Origin of the sequence: Actinospineispora eucalypti (assembly GCF_039543365.1) — a bacterium.
GTDB lineage: Bacteria > Actinomycetota > Actinomycetes > Mycobacteriales > Pseudonocardiaceae > Pseudonocardia > Pseudonocardia eucalypti.
In genome coordinates, this window is record NZ_BAABJP010000037.1 from 48,689 (window position 1) to 63,125 (window position 14,437).

The following is a 14,437-nucleotide window of genomic DNA, read 5'->3' on the forward strand; positions in this document are numbered from 1 at the left end:
GCTCAGGCGCCGCGGCGGTAGGCGAGGGGGGAGCGGCCGGTCCAGCGGCGGAAGGCGCGGGTGAACGCGCTGGGTTCGGAGAAGCCCAGCCGCACGGCCAGCGCCGCGATCGGCTCCTGGCCGCGTTCCAGGCTGGCGATGGCGGCGGCGCGCAGCACCTCGTCGCGGATCTCCCGCAGCGACGTGCCCTCCTCGCGCAGCCGGCGGCGCAGCGTGGGCTCGCTCATCGCCAGCTGCTCGGCCAGCCGGGCGGCGGTGACCGGGTCCCGGTCCCGCACGCCGCGTTCCACGGCCCGCCGGACCAGCTGGGAGACGGAGTCGGCCGGCCGGTTCAGCAGCAGGTCGGCCGGCGCGGTCTCCAGGAAGGCCAGCATCGCCTCCTCGGTGCGCACGATCGGTGCGCGCAGGATCTCCCGGGGCAGCACCAGCGTCGCCGTCGGCGCGCCGAACCGGGGCCGCTGGCCGAACACCAGCTCCAGGTCGGCGGCGTGGGGCGGCGTCGGGAAGGGCAGCTCGACGCGCCGCGGCGGCACGCTCCGGCCGGTCGCCCAGCCGATCACCCGGTGCGCGGCGATCAGGTGCAGCACGGTGAGGAAGTGGTCGGGGTCGTCCAGCCGGCCGGTGTCGATGGTGAGCGTGGCCAGTTCGCCGTCCACCGACAGCGATATCGGCGACAACCCGGGCAGCGCGTCGCCGAACTTGCGCAGGCGGGCGATCGCCGCTTCCACGTCCGGCGCGCTGGCCATCGCGAAGCAGATCATCCGCAGCGTGCCGGGCGGCACCGGCCGGCTGCCCAGCCCGAGCAGGTCGTCGTTGGTCTGCCGCCAGCAGGCCCGGACCAGCCGGATCAGCTGGTCGCCGGTGATCTCCGGGCGGGGCGCGACGAACTGGGCCGGCGCGACTTCGGCCGCGCGCAGCAGCGCCGGCACGTCCCAGCCCTTGCGGGCGGCGATGCCGGCGGCGGCGAGCACGAAGCTGGCCGGAATGGCCTCCACGCTTGCGGAAGCTACCAGGTTCGTGATCGGTTCGGTCAAGAAAGTTGGCCGCCGCGGTCGTCGAGCCCCGGCGGTCCGCGCGCCTAACTTTTCCCCATGGCCACACAGCGACTCCGCCAGCCGAAGGTGATCGTGCTCGGCGCCGGCATGTCCGGAATCTGCATGGCGGTCAAGTTGAAACGGGCCGGGATCACCGACTTCACCGTGCTGGAGAAGTCGCACGACGTCGGCGGCACCTGGCGGGACAACACCTACCCCGGGCTGCGCTGCGACGTCCCCTCGGCCTTCTACCAGTACACGTTTGCGCGGAATCCGCGCTGGTCGCACGGGTTCTCGGCCGGACCGGAGATCCACCGGTACTTCCGCTCGGTGGCCAAGCGGCACGGACTGGACGAGCACATCCGGCTGGGCACCGAGGTGGTCGGCGCCGAGTTCACCGGCGGCCGGTGGCGGGTCCGTGACGCGGCCGGGAACGTTCGAGAGGCGGACTTCCTGGTCTCGGCCACCGGGGTGCTGCACCGGCCGGTGCAGCCGGACATTCCGGGCCTGGACGAGTTCGGCGGCGCCGCGTTCCACTCCGCCCGCTGGGACCACACCGTGCCGCTGGCCGGCAAACGGGTGGCCGTGGTCGGCACCGGGTCCACCGGGGTGCAGATCGTCACCCGGCTGGCCTCGAGGGTGGCCGAGCTGCGCCTGTTCCAGCGCACGGCCCAGTGGGTGCTGCCGCTGCCGAACTGGCGCAACGACCCGCTCAGCCGCGCGCTGCGGGCCAGGGTGCCCGCGCTCACCGCCGCCGAGTACGAGGTGGTCAAACAGGCGTTCAACGTGTTGGTGGCCGGCATGCTGCGCCCCGGCTGGCAGCGCACGCTGATCAGCGAGGCCTGCCGGCTGAACCTGCGCACCGTGCGCGACCCGCAGCTGCGCGCCAAGCTCACCCCGGACTACCAGCCGATGTGCAAGCGCCTGGTCATCTCGAACGGGTTCTACCGGGCGGTGTCCCGGCCGAACGTGGACGTGGTGACCGACCGGATCGACCACGTCGAGCCGCGCGGCATCGTCACCGCCGACGGCCGGCTGCACGAGCTGGACGTCCTGGTCCTGGCCACCGGCTTCGACGCGCGCGCCTACCTGCGGCCGATCGAGCTGACCGGCCCCAACGGGCGCACACTCAGCGAGGCGTGGGCGGAGGGGCCGCGCGCGTACCGCACGGTGGCCCTGCCGGACTTCCCCAACTTCTTCATGCTGATGGGCCCGCACAGCCCGATCGGCAACTTCTCCCTGGTACCCATCGCGGAGGCGCAGGCCGACTACGCGCTGCGCTGGATCGAGGGCTGGCGGCGCGGCGCCTACGCCACCGCCGCCCCGAGCCCGGAAGCCACCGAGCGGTTCAACCAAGGGATCCGCGAGGCCATGCCAGGGACGGTCTGGGCCAGCGGCTGCCAGAGCTGGTACCTGGGCCAGGACGGGCAGCCCGAGGTGTGGCCGTGGTCGCCCGGGCGGCACACCGCGATGCTCGCCGACCCCCACACGCACGAGTTCGATATCCACGCCGAAGGAGCCGCAAACCGATGAGCGACCTGACCGGGAAACGAGTACTGATCACCGGTGCCGGGCGGGGCATCGGCGCGGCCACCGCCGCGAGGCTGGCCGCCGAGGGCGCCCGGGTGGCGCTGCTGGACCGGGAGGACCGGGTCCGCCAGGTCGCCGCCGACCTCGACTCCGGTCACCTCGGCGTGGTTGCCGACGTCACCGACTCCGCCGCGCTGGACAAGGCGGTGGCCGAGGTGCTGGCCGAGTTCGGCGGCCTGGACGTGGTGGTGGCCAACGCCGGCATCGCCAGCTGGCAGACCGCCGACCGCACGGACATCGACGCGTTCGCCCGCACCGTGGACATCAACCTGACCGGGGTGTTCCGCACCGTGCGCGCCGCGCTGCCGGCCATCCTGGAAAGCCGGGGCTACGTGCTGGTCGTGGCCTCGCTGGCGTCGCTGATCCCGCTGCCCGGGGGGAGCGCGTACGGGGCGAGCAAGGCGGGCGTGGAGGCGTTCGCCAACGCGCTGCGGCTGGAGCTGCGCGGCCGGGGCGTGGCGGTGGGCAGTACCCACATGTCGATCATTCGCACCGACCTGGTGGGTGACGTCGCGGACGAGATGCCGCTGGTGGAGCGGTTGGTGAACGGCCCGGCCAGCCGGCTGCTGGGCGCGCGCACCGCCGAGGAGTGCGCGGACGCGTTCGTGCGCGGCATCCGCCGGCGGGCCCGCCGGGTCTACGTGCCGGAGGCCGGCGCGCTGCTGCACTGGTTGCGTCCGGTGATCAACTCGGCGGCGGCCGACCTGCTGCTGGCCACCGCCGCGCGGGGCGTGCTGGACCGGATGTTCGGCGCGCTCGGCGAGCTGGGCACGTCCACCGCCGAACGGAACGCGGTGCGTTCGGACGTGGTGGCTTCGAACGCGGCGGCTTCGAACGCGGTGGCCCCGAGGGCGGCTTCGGCGGCGGCCGACCGGAACGCGGCGGCTTCGAAGGCGAAGGCCCGGCGGTGAGCCGCGAATCGGCGCTGCGCCGCGGCGTGCCGTGGCGCCTGCTCGGCCGGCTGACCTCGCCGAGGATGCTGCGCAACGCCGACAGCGGAAAGCTGGCCAAGGTCATCGACGGGCGGGTCGTACTGATCACCGGCGGGTCGTACGGGCTGGGCGCCGCGCTGGCAGAGCTGTGTGGCGACGCGGGCGCGATCGTGGTGATCTGCGCGCGCACCGAGGACCGCCTGGCCGAGGTGGCCGAGACCATCCGGGCCCGGGGCGGCCGGGCCTACCCGTACGTGGTGGACCTGGGCGACGAGCGCGCGGTCCGCGCGTTCGCCGCCCGGGTGCTGCGCGACCACGGCCGGGTGGACGTGCTCGTCCACAACGCCGGCAAGTCGATGAACCGGGCGATCGACCTTTCCTACCGCCGGCCCAAGGATCTGAACTCGATGGCCGCCGTGAACTACCTCGGCCCGGTCCGGCTCACCCTGGCCCTGCTGCCCTACATGCGGGAGCGCGGGCGGGGGCACATCATCAACATCTCCACGGTCGGCGCGCTGGCCTTCCCCGCGCCGCGCTGGGGGTTCTACCTGTCCACCAAGAAGGCGTTCGAGTGGTGGCTGCGCTCGCTGGCCCCCGAGGTGCGGGCGGACGGGGTGGCCTGCACCCAGTACTACCTGGGCCACGTGTACACCCGGATGAGCGCGCCGGACCGGCTGCTGCGCTGGTTGCCCGGGCAGTACCCGGAGGAGGCCGCGCGCGGGGTCGCCCGGGCCATGGTGCGCCGGCCGAGCGCGGCGGCGTTCCGCCCGATGCTGCTCGCGCACCCGTTGTTGGAGGCGGTCAGGGTGCCGGTGGAGCGGCTGGTCGAGCCGTACTCGCGGATCGCGGAGACCCGGGAGAGCCGGATGTCCGCCGTACCGCAGACCCCGCTGGTGCTGGACGACGACTCGCTGCCCGGGCAGGCGTCATGATCGGCTCGATCGGTACGGGGTCGATCGGCGCCGCGTTGCGAGGCCGGGCCGAGCTGGCGCTGGCCGTCGCGGCTGCGGTGCCGCCGGTGCTGCGCGGCGGGCTGCTGCCGCCGCCCCACCGGCTGCCCCGGACCGTGCTGGCCCTGGCCCGCAACGGCGGCACCCTGGCGCTGCTGGCCGAGCTGGCCGCGGCGCGCTTCCCCGACCGGCCGGCGATGATCGACGAGTTCGGCGAGATCAGCTTCGCCGAGCTGCACCGGCGGGTGGTGGCCGTCGCCGGGGCGATGCACGAGGCGTGGCACATCGGGCCGGGTTCCGCGGTGGCGGTGTTGGCCCGCAACCACCGGCACTTCCCGGAGGCGGTGCTGGCCGCCTCCCGGCTGGGCGCCGAGCTGGTCCTGCTGAACACCGAGCTGGCCCCGGACCAGCTGGCCCGGATCCTGGCCCGGCACCGGCCGGAGCTGTTGGTGGCCGACGCCGAGTTCTTCGAGAAGCTACCCTCGTCGGCCCATGCCGGGCCGACGGTGATCGCGCTGGGACCCGGAGAGGGAGACGCGCCGGGTCCCGGGGCGGGGATCACGCTGGAGGCGCTGGCCGGTTCCGGCCTGGACGCGCCGCGCGGGCGGCTGCAGGGGCCGATCACCATGCTCACCTCGGGCACCACCGGCCTGGCCAAGAGCGCGCCCCGGCAGACCGGGATCGCCGCCGGGCTGTCCATGGCCGGCGCGCTGCCGGTGCTGGCCCTGGAAACCACCGACGTGATCTACGCGGCGCCGCCATTCTTCCACTTCTACGGGTTCGGCATGCTGACCGCCGGGCTGGCGCTGGGCGCCACCGTGGTGACCCGGCGGTCGTTCGACCCGTCGCGGGTGTTGGAAGCCGTCGAGCGGCACCGGGTGACCGTGCTGCCCGGGGTGCCCACCATGCACCAGCGCATCCTCGACCTGCCGGACGGGCAGCGGTACGACACCTCGTCGGTGCGGCTGGTGCTGACCGGCGCGGCACCGGTCTCCCCGGCGCTGAGCCGGCGCCTGCAGGAGCGCTACGGCCCGGTGCTGGTGAACGCCTACGGCGCCACCGAACTGGGCGTTCTGGCCCTGGCGGCGCCCGAGGACCTGCGGGAATGCCCGGAAACGGTGGGCCGCGCGCTGCCCGGGGTGTCCCTGCGCATCCTGCGCCCGGACCGCACCCAGGCGCCGCCGGGCGAGGTGGGCGAACTGTTCGCCCGCGGCCCGATGATGTTCGCCGGGTACACCGGCGGCACCGAGCGCAAGGAGGAGGTGGACGGCCACCTGAGCACCGGCGACCTGGCCCGGCTGGACGACCGAGGGCGCCTGTTCGTGGTCGGCCGGGCCGACGACATGATCGTCTCCGGCGGGGAGAACATCTTCACCAACGAGGTGGAGGACGTGCTCGCCGGCCACCCCGACGTGGCCGAGGCGGCGGTGGTCGGCGTGCCGGACGAGGACCTGGGCAGCCGGATGCGTGCGTACCTGGTGCCCCGGGACGGCACCACCATCACCCTGGACGAGGTGAAGGACTACGTCCGGGCCCGGCTGGAGCGCTACAAGGTGCCCCGCGAGCTGGTGCTGCTGGACGAGCTGCCGCGCAACGCCACCGGGAAGATCCTGCACGCTCGCTTGCGCGAGGTGCCTGTGAGTGATTTGTGTGGCTATAGCCACACAAATCACTCACAGGGGCGTTAGCCCATGCCCGGCGTCGAGCGGCGGGCGCGGTTCAGTGCTCGGGCCAGGGTGATCCACGGGGCGGCCCGGCTGGTGGCCCGTCCGGTGTTCCGGTACTGGCCGCTCACCCCGGCGGCGCTGCGGGTCGCGCCGCTGCTGGAACGGGTGGCCGGGCTGCGCCGGGCGCCGGCCGGCACCCGCACCGAGCCGGTGCGGCTGAACGGCTTCGACTCCGAGTGGGTGCGGGCCGACGGCGTCCGCGACGTTCCCGCGGGCGCCGGACTGGGCGCCCGTTCGGTGCCGGCCGCGCGGGCGTTTCCCGCGGGCACCGAACTGGGCGCCCGCTCGGTGCCGGCTACGCCGGGGGACACCGGCGCGGTGTTGTACCTGCACGGCGGCGGGTTCGTGATCGGCGGGGTGGGCACGCACCGGCGCTGCGTCTCGGCCCTGTCCCGGACGTCCCGGCTGCCGGTGCTGTCCGTGGCGTACCGGCAGTACCCGGTGGCCGACCCAGCGGGATCGACGGCCGACGGGCTCACCGCCTACCGGCACCTGCTGGATCGGGGAGCGGACCGGGTGGTGTTCGCCGGCGACTCGGCGGGCGGTTACCTGGCGTTCCGCGTGGCCCTGGCCGCCCGGGAGGCGGGGCTGCCGGCCCCGGCCGGGATCGTCGGCTTCTCCCCGCTGCTGGACTGGGACTGCACGGCCAAGCTGGCGCACCGGAACCTGCGCCGGGACGCGTACATTCCGGGCGCCCGGCTGCCACTGGTACTGGGCATGGTGGCGGCCGAACCGGACCCGGCCCGTTCCCCGGTGGAGGCCGATCTGCGCGGCCTCCCGCCGGTGCTGATGCAGGTGGCGGCGGGCGAGTTCCTCCGCTGCGACGCGGAGGACATGGCCGCCCGGCTGACCGGCGCGGGGGTGGACTGCACGCTGCAGATCTGGCAGGGCCAGGTGCACGCGTTCCCGGTGCTGGCCGGGTTGCTCCCGGAAGCCACCGCCGCGCTGATCGAGGCCGGCGCGTTCATCCAGCGGGTGACAGCGCCACCGAATGCTCCCGGGCACGAGTCCGACGGGCCAGCAGGTAGTAAAGAGGCGCAGTGATCACCAGTCCGACCAGCCAGGACAGGTCCGCGCCGCCGACCAGCCCGACCACCGGCCCGACGTACACGTCGGTGTTCATGAACGGGATCTGCACCGCGATGCCCACCGCGTAGGCGATCAGCGCCCGGGGGTTGAAGCGGCCGTAGATCCCGCCGTCCAGCCGGAAGATCGACTCGATGTCGTAGTCGCCCCGGTGGATCAGGTAGTAGTCGATCAGGTTGATCGCCGTCCACGGCACCAGCACGATGAGCAGCGCGAGCACCAGGTGCACCAGCTGGGTGACGAAGTCGGCCGAGGCGCCCAGCGCGATGATCACGCACACCACCAGCACCAGCGCGGACACCGCCGCACGAGCCCGGGCCCCCGGGGTCCAGCCGGCCCGGAACGTCTGCACCGTGGTGATCAGCGAAAGTACCGCGCCGTACAGGTTGAACGCGTTGTGGCTGATCACGCTGAGCAGGAACAGCAGGAGCAGAACCGCGCCGAACCCGCCGGTGAGGGTCTGCGCGGCGACCATCGTGTCGGTGCCCTCCGGCGCGGCCAGCGCGAGCACGGCGCCGAACGCGAAGGACAGCCCGGAGCCGAGCACGCAGCCGAAGTAGGTGGCCGAGGACGAGCTGGCCACCCCGGTGTCCTCCGGCAGGTACCGGGAGTAGTCCGACACGTACGGCGCGAACGCGATCTGCCACAGCGCGCCCAGCGCCACGGTGGCCAGCCAGCCGGCGAAGGTGAAGTGGCCCCGGCTGGCGAAGTCGGCGGGCAGCCCGTGCACCACGATGGCCACGAACCCGGCCAGGATGCCCAGCCCGAGCACCCAGGTGGCGATCTTGTTCAGGATGTGGATCAGCTTGTAGCCGATCACGCAGATCAACGCCGAGCCGAGCGCGCCGATGATGATCCCGGCGTTCAGCGGAACCGCCGGCGTGATCCCGTGCAGGGACTTGCCGGCCAGGATGATGTTCGAGGCGAAGAAGCCGACGTACATCACGCCGGCGATGGCCACCACCAGCAGCGCGCCGATGGAGCCGAACTGGCCCCGGCTCTGGATCATCTGCGGGATGCCCATCTGTGGCCCCTGCGCCGAGTGCAGAGCCATGAACACGCCGCCGACCATGTGCCCGACCACGATCGCGGTCAGGCTGGACCACAGGTCCAGCCCGTACAGCGCCGGGCCGAGCGCCCCGGTGACGATGGGCAGCGGGGCGATGTTGGTGCCGAACCACAGGGTGAACAGGTCGCGCACCCGGCCGTGCCGCTCGGTGGGCGGCACGTAGCCGATGGTGTGCCGCTCGAGCAGGGGTGCTTGTTCGGGCGAGGTCATCGTTGTCCTCCTTGGGCCAGGTCCGTGACCGTCCACGCCATCGCGGTGGCGGCGTCCAGCAGTGCCCGGTCGGCGGCCGGGGTGACGCAGTGCGCGGCGAACTCTCGTTGGTGGTTCACCGCTGGCAGCGAGTCGATGCCGATGTAGGGGTGGATGGCGGGCACCGCGTGCGACACGTTGCCCATGTCGGTGGACGCCCGGTTCATCCGCGCCTCCGGGGTGTCCGGCGGGGTGAACCGCCGGCCCAGCGCCTCGGCGTTGCGGACGTAGTGCGCGAGCAGCCGTTCGTCGGTGTGGAACTCGGCGTAGGGCGCGCTTTCCGGCTCGGTGTGCAACTCGCAGTCGGTGGCCAGCGCCCCCGCCTCGAAGCACCGCCGCACCCGGGGGGAGATCTCGGCCAGCTCCTCCAGCGAGCCGGCGCGCACGTACCAGCGGCCCTCGGTCCGCTCCGGGATGGCGTTCGGTGCCTCGCCGCCGTTGGTCACCACGCCGTGCACCCGCACGCCGGCCGGCAGCTGCTGGCGAAGCAGCCCGATGGCCACCTGGGCCACGGTGAACGCGTCGGCGGCGTTGCGCCCGCGCTCCGGGTACGCGGCGGCGTGCGCCGCCGCGCCCCGGTAGCGGATCCGGGTGTGCTCCACCGCGTACGGCTCGGCCCGGGCCACGTCCAGCGGCCCCGGATGGACCATCAGCGCCGCGTCGAGGTCCCGGAACGCACCCCGTTCCAGCATGAGGATTTTCCCGCCGCCCCCTTCCTCGGCGGGCGTGCCGAGCACCGACACGGTCAACCCCAGCTCGTCGGCCAGCGGGGCCAGCCCGGCGGCCGCACCGACGGCGGACGCCGCGATGATGTTGTGCCCGCAGGCGTGGCCCAGTCCGGGCAGCGCGTCGTACTCGGCGCAGATGCCCACCCGCAGCGGCCCGTCGCCGATCGTGGCCCGGAACGCGGTGTCCAGGTCCGCCACGCCGGTTTCCACCCGGTAGCCCAGCCCGGTGAGCGCCTCACCCAGCCAGCCCACCGCCCGGTGCTCGGCGAACCCCAGCTCCGGATGCGCATGAATCCGGTGCGAAAGCTCGACCAGCTCGTCGGCCCGGTCGGCGACGGCCGCGCTGGCCGCATCCTTGAGGCGGCTCATTCCGCCCCCACCGGCGCGCGCTACCTCTTTGGCGCGGCTCACCTCGTGCCCCCGACCGGTGCGTGCTCACCGGAGCGCGGACCACTTTGGCCGCCGGTTGGGTGTGGTGTCGGTTCAAGGACCGGCTTGGACGGCGCGGTTTGGGTGGTCTGCCGTTGCCTGGGTGGCGCCGGTTGCGTTTGGGAGGTGCCTCCTCGGTTCGGGTTACTTTGCGTGACGGTCGAACCGGGCCTTAGGAGCGGCGGGGGCATCGAGATCGACGTGAGTCTGGTTCGATCATGGTGAGGACCAGACTGGTGTCGATGTCGATGAGGCCGCCGCCCGTATCGGCCTCCGCCGCCGCGATCTGCGGTTATGGTGCGTAATTGGGCAAGCTCCGGACCCGAGGGGCGGCGCCGAAGCCGCGGCAGACCGCCCAACTCGCGCCGTCCGAGCCGATCTTTAAACCGGCGCCGCCCGCTCACCGGTCCCCCGGGACGCCGTAGGAGGGGGCGGCGGCCGGGTCGAGTGCGCGGCGCACGTAGTCGTCGCGCTGGGGTGCCCAGACCCGCCAGAGGGCCTCGAGGTCGTCGATCGGGTCGTCGGACCAGTCCACGCGCAGGTCGGTGGCCGGCCACGGCTGGTCGGTGACCACCACCAGGCCGGCCGAGTGCACCGGCCCCGCCTCCCCGCCGGCGGCCAGCCCGGCGCGCAACCCGGCCAGCAGCCGTTCCTCGAACTCGCCCGCTGTACTCGACGTGTAACCGGCCAGCACGGCGGCCGGCACCCCGTCGTTGGCCAGCAGGTTGCCGGCGGCCACCGCCGCGTCACCCCGGACGAGCGCGTGGGTGCCCAGGGTGCGCCGGCCGGAGTACCCGGCCACGCGGCCGGCCGCGTCCACCACGGTGAGCTGCCGGTACTCGATGTGCCGGGTGTCCCGGACCACCTTGGCCAGCGCGTCGGCCGCGCCCAGCCCGGCCGCCTGCAGGTCCAGCAGCCAGTGCCCGAGCCGGGGGTCGGTGATGTTCTGCGAGCCGGCCCCGCCGACCCCGGCGCGCAGGTGCACGCACCGGGCCGCCACCGCCGGGCTGGAGGAGGACACCACCATGCCGAACGCGCCGCTGCCCGGATCCCGGGCGACCAGGGAGAACGTCATGCCGGCAGCACCGCTATCGCGTCGATCTCCACCAGCCACTCCGGCCGGGCCAGCGCCGAGACCACCAGCCCGGTGGAAACCGGGAAGACCCCCGTCAGCCAGCGGCCCATGGCCCGGTACACCGGTTCCCGGTAGCGCGGGTCGACCAGGTAGACGGTGACCTTGACCAGGTGGTCCAGGCTGGAGCCGGCCTCGCGCAGCAGCTGGTCGATGTTGGCCATGGCCTGCTCGGCCTGGGCCTCGACGTCCCCGATGCCGACCGACTCCGAGGTGTCCAGGTTCTGCCCGATCTGCCCACGCAGGTAGACCGTGTTGCCGGCGACCACCGCCTGGCACAGGTCGTTGTCCAGGTTCTGCTCGGGGTAGGTGTCCCGGGTGTTGAACTTGCGGATCCTGGTGTGGCTGCTCACTTGGCGGCCACCCGGTCGGAGAGGTCGGCGGCCCGGCGCACCAGGTCCAGGGGTCCGTCGAAGTCGAAGTTCCGGTAGACCGCGCCCAGGTTGGCGAACGGCGGCGACTGGGCGAACAGCTGGAAGGTCAGCCGGTGCCCGGCGTAGTCGCTGTTCACCAGGTCACGGGCGAAGGCGAGCAGCTTGCGCCGGTCCTCGGCCAGCCAGTTCTCGTTGATCGAGTAGTACTTCTCCAGCCAGGGCGCGATCTCCGGGGCGTCGAAGCTGGCCGCGTCCGGGGTGATGCAGATCTGCCCGCCGCACAGCTCGCGCGCGGTGTGCATGGCGCCGGGCAGGCCCCGGGTGGCCAGCACCCGGCCGGTGTAGAGCAGCGACTGGTTCGGCATGAGCAGCCCGCCGGGGCTTTCCTGCGCGAGCGCGATCGACGCGGTCAGGTGCGCGTTGATGCCCTCCCGGTAGATGGCCAGGTCGGCCAGCTTCTCCTGCACGGCCGGCTGGTGGTGCAGGCCGGTCTGCTTCACGTTCCACAGCGCCGCGCCGATCATCAGGTCGGCCAGGCGCTCGACCCGCTGGGTGTAGGCGAAGGCGCTGTAGCGGTGCAGGGTGGCGCGGATGTACGCGGCGGCCCGGGTGTGCCGGTAGAACAGCACGTTCTCCCACGGGATGTGCACGTCGTCGAAGATCACCAGGCTGTCGATCTCGTCGACCCGGTTGGCCAGCGGGTAGTCCCTCGGGGTGCCCCGGCCGGCGAACCCGGAGCGGCAGATGAACCGCAGCCCCGGCGCTCCCATGTCCACGATGAACCCGACCGCGTAGTCAGAGAGCTCGTCGCTGCCCCAGTTGGCGATGGTCGGCTTGGTGAACGCCTGGTTGGCGTAGGCGGCGGCGGTCTCGTACTTGGCGCCGCGCACCACGATTCCGCTGTCCGTCTCGCGGACCACGTGCAGCAGCATGTCCGGGTCCTGGTCCTGGGGGCGCTTGGACCGGTCGCCCTTGGGGTCGGTGTTGGCCGAGACGTGGAACGGGTCGCCCTGCACCGAGCGGGCGATGTGGGTGCGGATGTTCGCCGCGAACCGGGGGTCCACCTCGTTCAGCACGTCCTGCCCGTCGAACAGCGACCACATCTCGCCGACGGTCTCGTCGCCGACCCGGGTGACCACGCCGCGCAGGTCGTCCAGCACGGTGTCCACGGCCGTGCGCTTGTCCCACCAGTCCCGCTGGCTACGGGGGAGCTTGTTGCCGATGGCGTTGCGCTGGCCGGTCTGCTCGTCCAGGTAGGTCATCGTCGGCTGGGTGTCCGGCTCATGGGCGAGCTGGTAGATCCGCGCCCGGTTGCGCACCGCCGGCGCGAACGCCGGGTGGTCGGGCACGTCCTTCACCCGCTCGCCGTCGATCCAGACCTCGCGGCCGTCCCGGATGGACTCGAGGTACTCCTCGGCGGTGCGAATCATCGGTCACTGGCTCCTGGTGGCTCGGCCGTTGCGAACTCGACTCACCTTGAGCTGCCAGCGACTATCTGTACAGCGCGGAAAACTGGCGTCCTGGATCTGTTTTTCTTATGCTTTGAAGACGGCGCGCGCCCGGCCGGCGAAGGCCAGCGCCCGGGCCGTGGGCCGGACGCCCCGGCGGCTGGCCAGCACGATCTCCAGTGGCGCGAAGCCGTCGCGCAGTCGCAGCGCCACCACCCGCCCGCCGTTGTACGTGGTGTCGTGCACCGGGCGCTGGTTGAGCAGCGACCAGCCGTGCCCGCCCGCGACCAGCGAGCGGGCCGCCTCGTAGCTGCCGGTGCGGTGCTTGACCCTCGGCTCGAAGCCGGCGGACATGGCCAGCGAGCGGAAGTACTCGGTGCTCTGCGGGATGTCCAGGAGCACCATCGGGTCCTCGGCCAGCTCGGCCAGGTGGATCTCACCCTGGGCGGCCAGCCGGTGGTCCGGGGCGACCAGGGCATACGCCGGGGCCAGGGCCAGCGGCTCGCGTTCGATCTCCGGGTCCAGGTCCAGGTCGTAGAGCAGGGCCAGCTCGATCTCGCCCCGGTGCAGCGCGGCGCACAGCTGGGCGGTCTGCCCCTCCACCACGGCCACCCGTACCCGGGGGTGGTGCTCGGAGAAGTCGGCGAGCAGGCGCGGCACGTGGAAGGGGGCCAACGTGGTGAACGAGCCGACCACCAGCTCGCCGGCCAGCGCCCGGCCCAGCCCGTGCGCGCCGTCGGACACCTCCTCGGCGTGCTGGAGCAGGCCGCGCGCCGAGGCGAGGAAGTGCTCGCCGGACGGGGTGAGGGTGAGCCCCTTGGCGTGGTGCCGGATGAGCAGCTGCACGCCCAGCTCCCGCTCCAGCTGGCCCACCGCCGTCGAGATGGCCGACTGGGAGATGACCAGTCGCCGCGCGGCCGCCGTCATGCTGCCCAGCTCGGCCGCCGCGACGAAGTAGCGCAGCTGGATCAGCGTGAAGTTGGCCATCGGGCCAGGTTATCGGCAAAACCGATGCATAGAGAGTAAAAGATGCGCTGGACCGATGCTCGGCTCGCGCCGGATGCTGAGGCGCATGGTCGATGCGTCGAGCTACCTGGCCGCGATGGGCAAACTGGCCACCGGGGTGACCGTGGTCGGCGCCTCGGGCGACGGCTCGGTCGGGGAGTGGACCGCGCAGACGGTGAGCGCGATGTGCTCGGTCAGCGCCGAGCCGCCCATCCTGCTGGCCTGTGTGCACGAGCGCAGCCCGCTGGTGGCCGCCGTGACGCGGGGCCGACGGTTCTGTGTGAGCGCACTGGCCACCCACCACGACCACGTCGCGGACACCTTTGCCGGGCGCCCCTGGCCGGGCAAGGACCGCTGGGACTTCAGCTGCGGGGACTGGACCGCCGCACCCTCCGGCTCGCCCCGCCTGGTGGACCCGCTGGCCTGGTTCGACTGCGAGCTGCACGACATCGTCCGCGCCGGAACCCACCACGTGCTCCTCGGCCGGGTCACCGCGCTGGACGTGGCCGGGTCGCCGGGGGCCGCCGTGCCGCTGCTCTACGCCGACCGCGACTACGCCCGCCCGGCCCGACACGAGCCGTCCTCATTTCCCAACTTCCCGGACGCCCACCCCGCCAACCGCCTGGGCGCCCGGCGGTGAGCCGACCCGTGAGTGGCGAGTGACGCTATAGCGCTACTCGCCAC

13 protein-coding genes are annotated in these 14,437 nt (G+C 72.9%); 6 read left to right on the forward strand and 7 right to left on the reverse strand.

Annotated features, from left to right (window positions below; translation table 11 throughout):
* Positions 1 to 2 precede the first annotated feature (2 nt).
* Positions 3 to 995 carry an AraC family transcriptional regulator ligand-binding domain-containing protein gene (locus ABEB12_RS29225; RefSeq protein WP_185059801.1) on the reverse strand — a complete coding sequence of 331 codons (993 nt, stop codon included), beginning with the start codon at positions 993 to 995 and terminating at the stop codon, positions 3 to 5.
* Between the two features lie 96 nt (positions 996 to 1,091).
* Between ABEB12_RS29225 and ABEB12_RS29230 the strand changes: the two genes are divergently transcribed.
* The 5 genes from ABEB12_RS29230 to ABEB12_RS29250 are packed head-to-tail and all read left to right on the forward strand — an operon-like array spanning position 1,092 to position 7,277.
* Complete coding sequence (locus ABEB12_RS29230; RefSeq protein ID WP_185059802.1) at positions 1,092 to 2,567, forward strand: NAD(P)-binding domain-containing protein; 1,476 nt, start codon at positions 1,092 to 1,094, stop codon at positions 2,565 to 2,567.
* On the forward strand, positions 2,564 to 3,535 hold the full coding sequence (locus ABEB12_RS29235; protein ID WP_185059803.1) for a short-chain dehydrogenase/reductase: 972 nt from the start codon (positions 2,564 to 2,566) through the stop codon (positions 3,533 to 3,535). The genes ABEB12_RS29230 and ABEB12_RS29235 overlap by 4 nt, the downstream gene beginning before the upstream one ends.
* The gene (locus ABEB12_RS29240) at positions 3,532 to 4,488 is read left to right on the forward strand and encodes an SDR family NAD(P)-dependent oxidoreductase (protein ID WP_221497595.1); all 957 of its coding nucleotides are present in this window, start codon (positions 3,532 to 3,534) and stop codon (positions 4,486 to 4,488) included. Before ABEB12_RS29235 ends, ABEB12_RS29240 begins: the two co-directional genes overlap by 4 nt.
* On the forward strand, positions 4,485 to 6,194 hold the full coding sequence (locus tag ABEB12_RS29245; protein WP_185059804.1) for an AMP-binding protein: 1,710 nt from the start codon (positions 4,485 to 4,487) through the stop codon (positions 6,192 to 6,194). Before ABEB12_RS29240 ends, ABEB12_RS29245 begins: the two co-directional genes overlap by 4 nt.
* Before the next feature lie 3 nt (positions 6,195 to 6,197).
* Entirely contained in the window at positions 6,198 to 7,277 is a 1,080-nt protein-coding gene (locus tag ABEB12_RS29250) for an alpha/beta hydrolase fold domain-containing protein (RefSeq protein WP_185059805.1), read from the forward strand.
* Here ABEB12_RS29250 and ABEB12_RS29255 read toward each other — a convergent pair.
* From ABEB12_RS29255 to ABEB12_RS29280, 6 genes are all read right to left on the reverse strand, one after another.
* Complete coding sequence (locus ABEB12_RS29255) at positions 7,198 to 8,598, reverse strand: cytosine permease (RefSeq protein WP_185059806.1); 1,401 nt, start codon at positions 8,596 to 8,598, stop codon at positions 7,198 to 7,200. The genes ABEB12_RS29250 and ABEB12_RS29255 overlap by 80 nt on opposite strands.
* Positions 8,595 to 9,734: an amidohydrolase gene (locus ABEB12_RS29260; RefSeq protein WP_185059807.1), complete on the reverse strand. Its 1,140-nt coding sequence runs from the start codon at positions 9,732 to 9,734 to the stop codon at positions 8,595 to 8,597. The genes ABEB12_RS29255 and ABEB12_RS29260 overlap by 4 nt, the downstream gene beginning before the upstream one ends.
* A gap of 460 nt (positions 9,735 to 10,194) precedes the next feature.
* Positions 10,195 to 10,869: a DUF1028 domain-containing protein gene (locus ABEB12_RS29265; RefSeq protein ID WP_185059808.1), complete on the reverse strand. Its 675-nt coding sequence runs from the start codon at positions 10,867 to 10,869 to the stop codon at positions 10,195 to 10,197.
* Positions 10,866 to 11,279: a Rid family hydrolase gene (locus tag ABEB12_RS29270; RefSeq protein WP_185059809.1), complete on the reverse strand. Its 414-nt coding sequence runs from the start codon at positions 11,277 to 11,279 to the stop codon at positions 10,866 to 10,868. Before ABEB12_RS29270 ends, ABEB12_RS29265 begins: the two co-directional genes overlap by 4 nt.
* Positions 11,276 to 12,730: a 4-hydroxyphenylacetate 3-hydroxylase N-terminal domain-containing protein gene (locus ABEB12_RS29275; protein ID WP_185059810.1), complete on the reverse strand. Its 1,455-nt coding sequence runs from the start codon at positions 12,728 to 12,730 to the stop codon at positions 11,276 to 11,278. Before ABEB12_RS29275 ends, ABEB12_RS29270 begins: the two co-directional genes overlap by 4 nt.
* A 105-nt stretch (positions 12,731 to 12,835) precedes the next feature.
* Positions 12,836 to 13,735 (reverse strand): LysR substrate-binding domain-containing protein, encoded by a 900-nt coding sequence (locus tag ABEB12_RS29280; RefSeq protein ID WP_185059811.1) that lies wholly within the window; start codon positions 13,733 to 13,735, stop codon positions 12,836 to 12,838.
* Positions 13,736 to 13,820: 85 nt separating this feature from the next.
* On the opposite strand from ABEB12_RS29280, the gene ABEB12_RS29285 reads away from it, so the two are divergent.
* Positions 13,821 to 14,393, forward strand: coding sequence for a flavin reductase family protein (locus ABEB12_RS29285; protein ID WP_345703245.1), 573 nt, complete (start codon positions 13,821 to 13,823; stop codon positions 14,391 to 14,393).
* Positions 14,394 to 14,437: the final 44 nt, after the last annotated feature.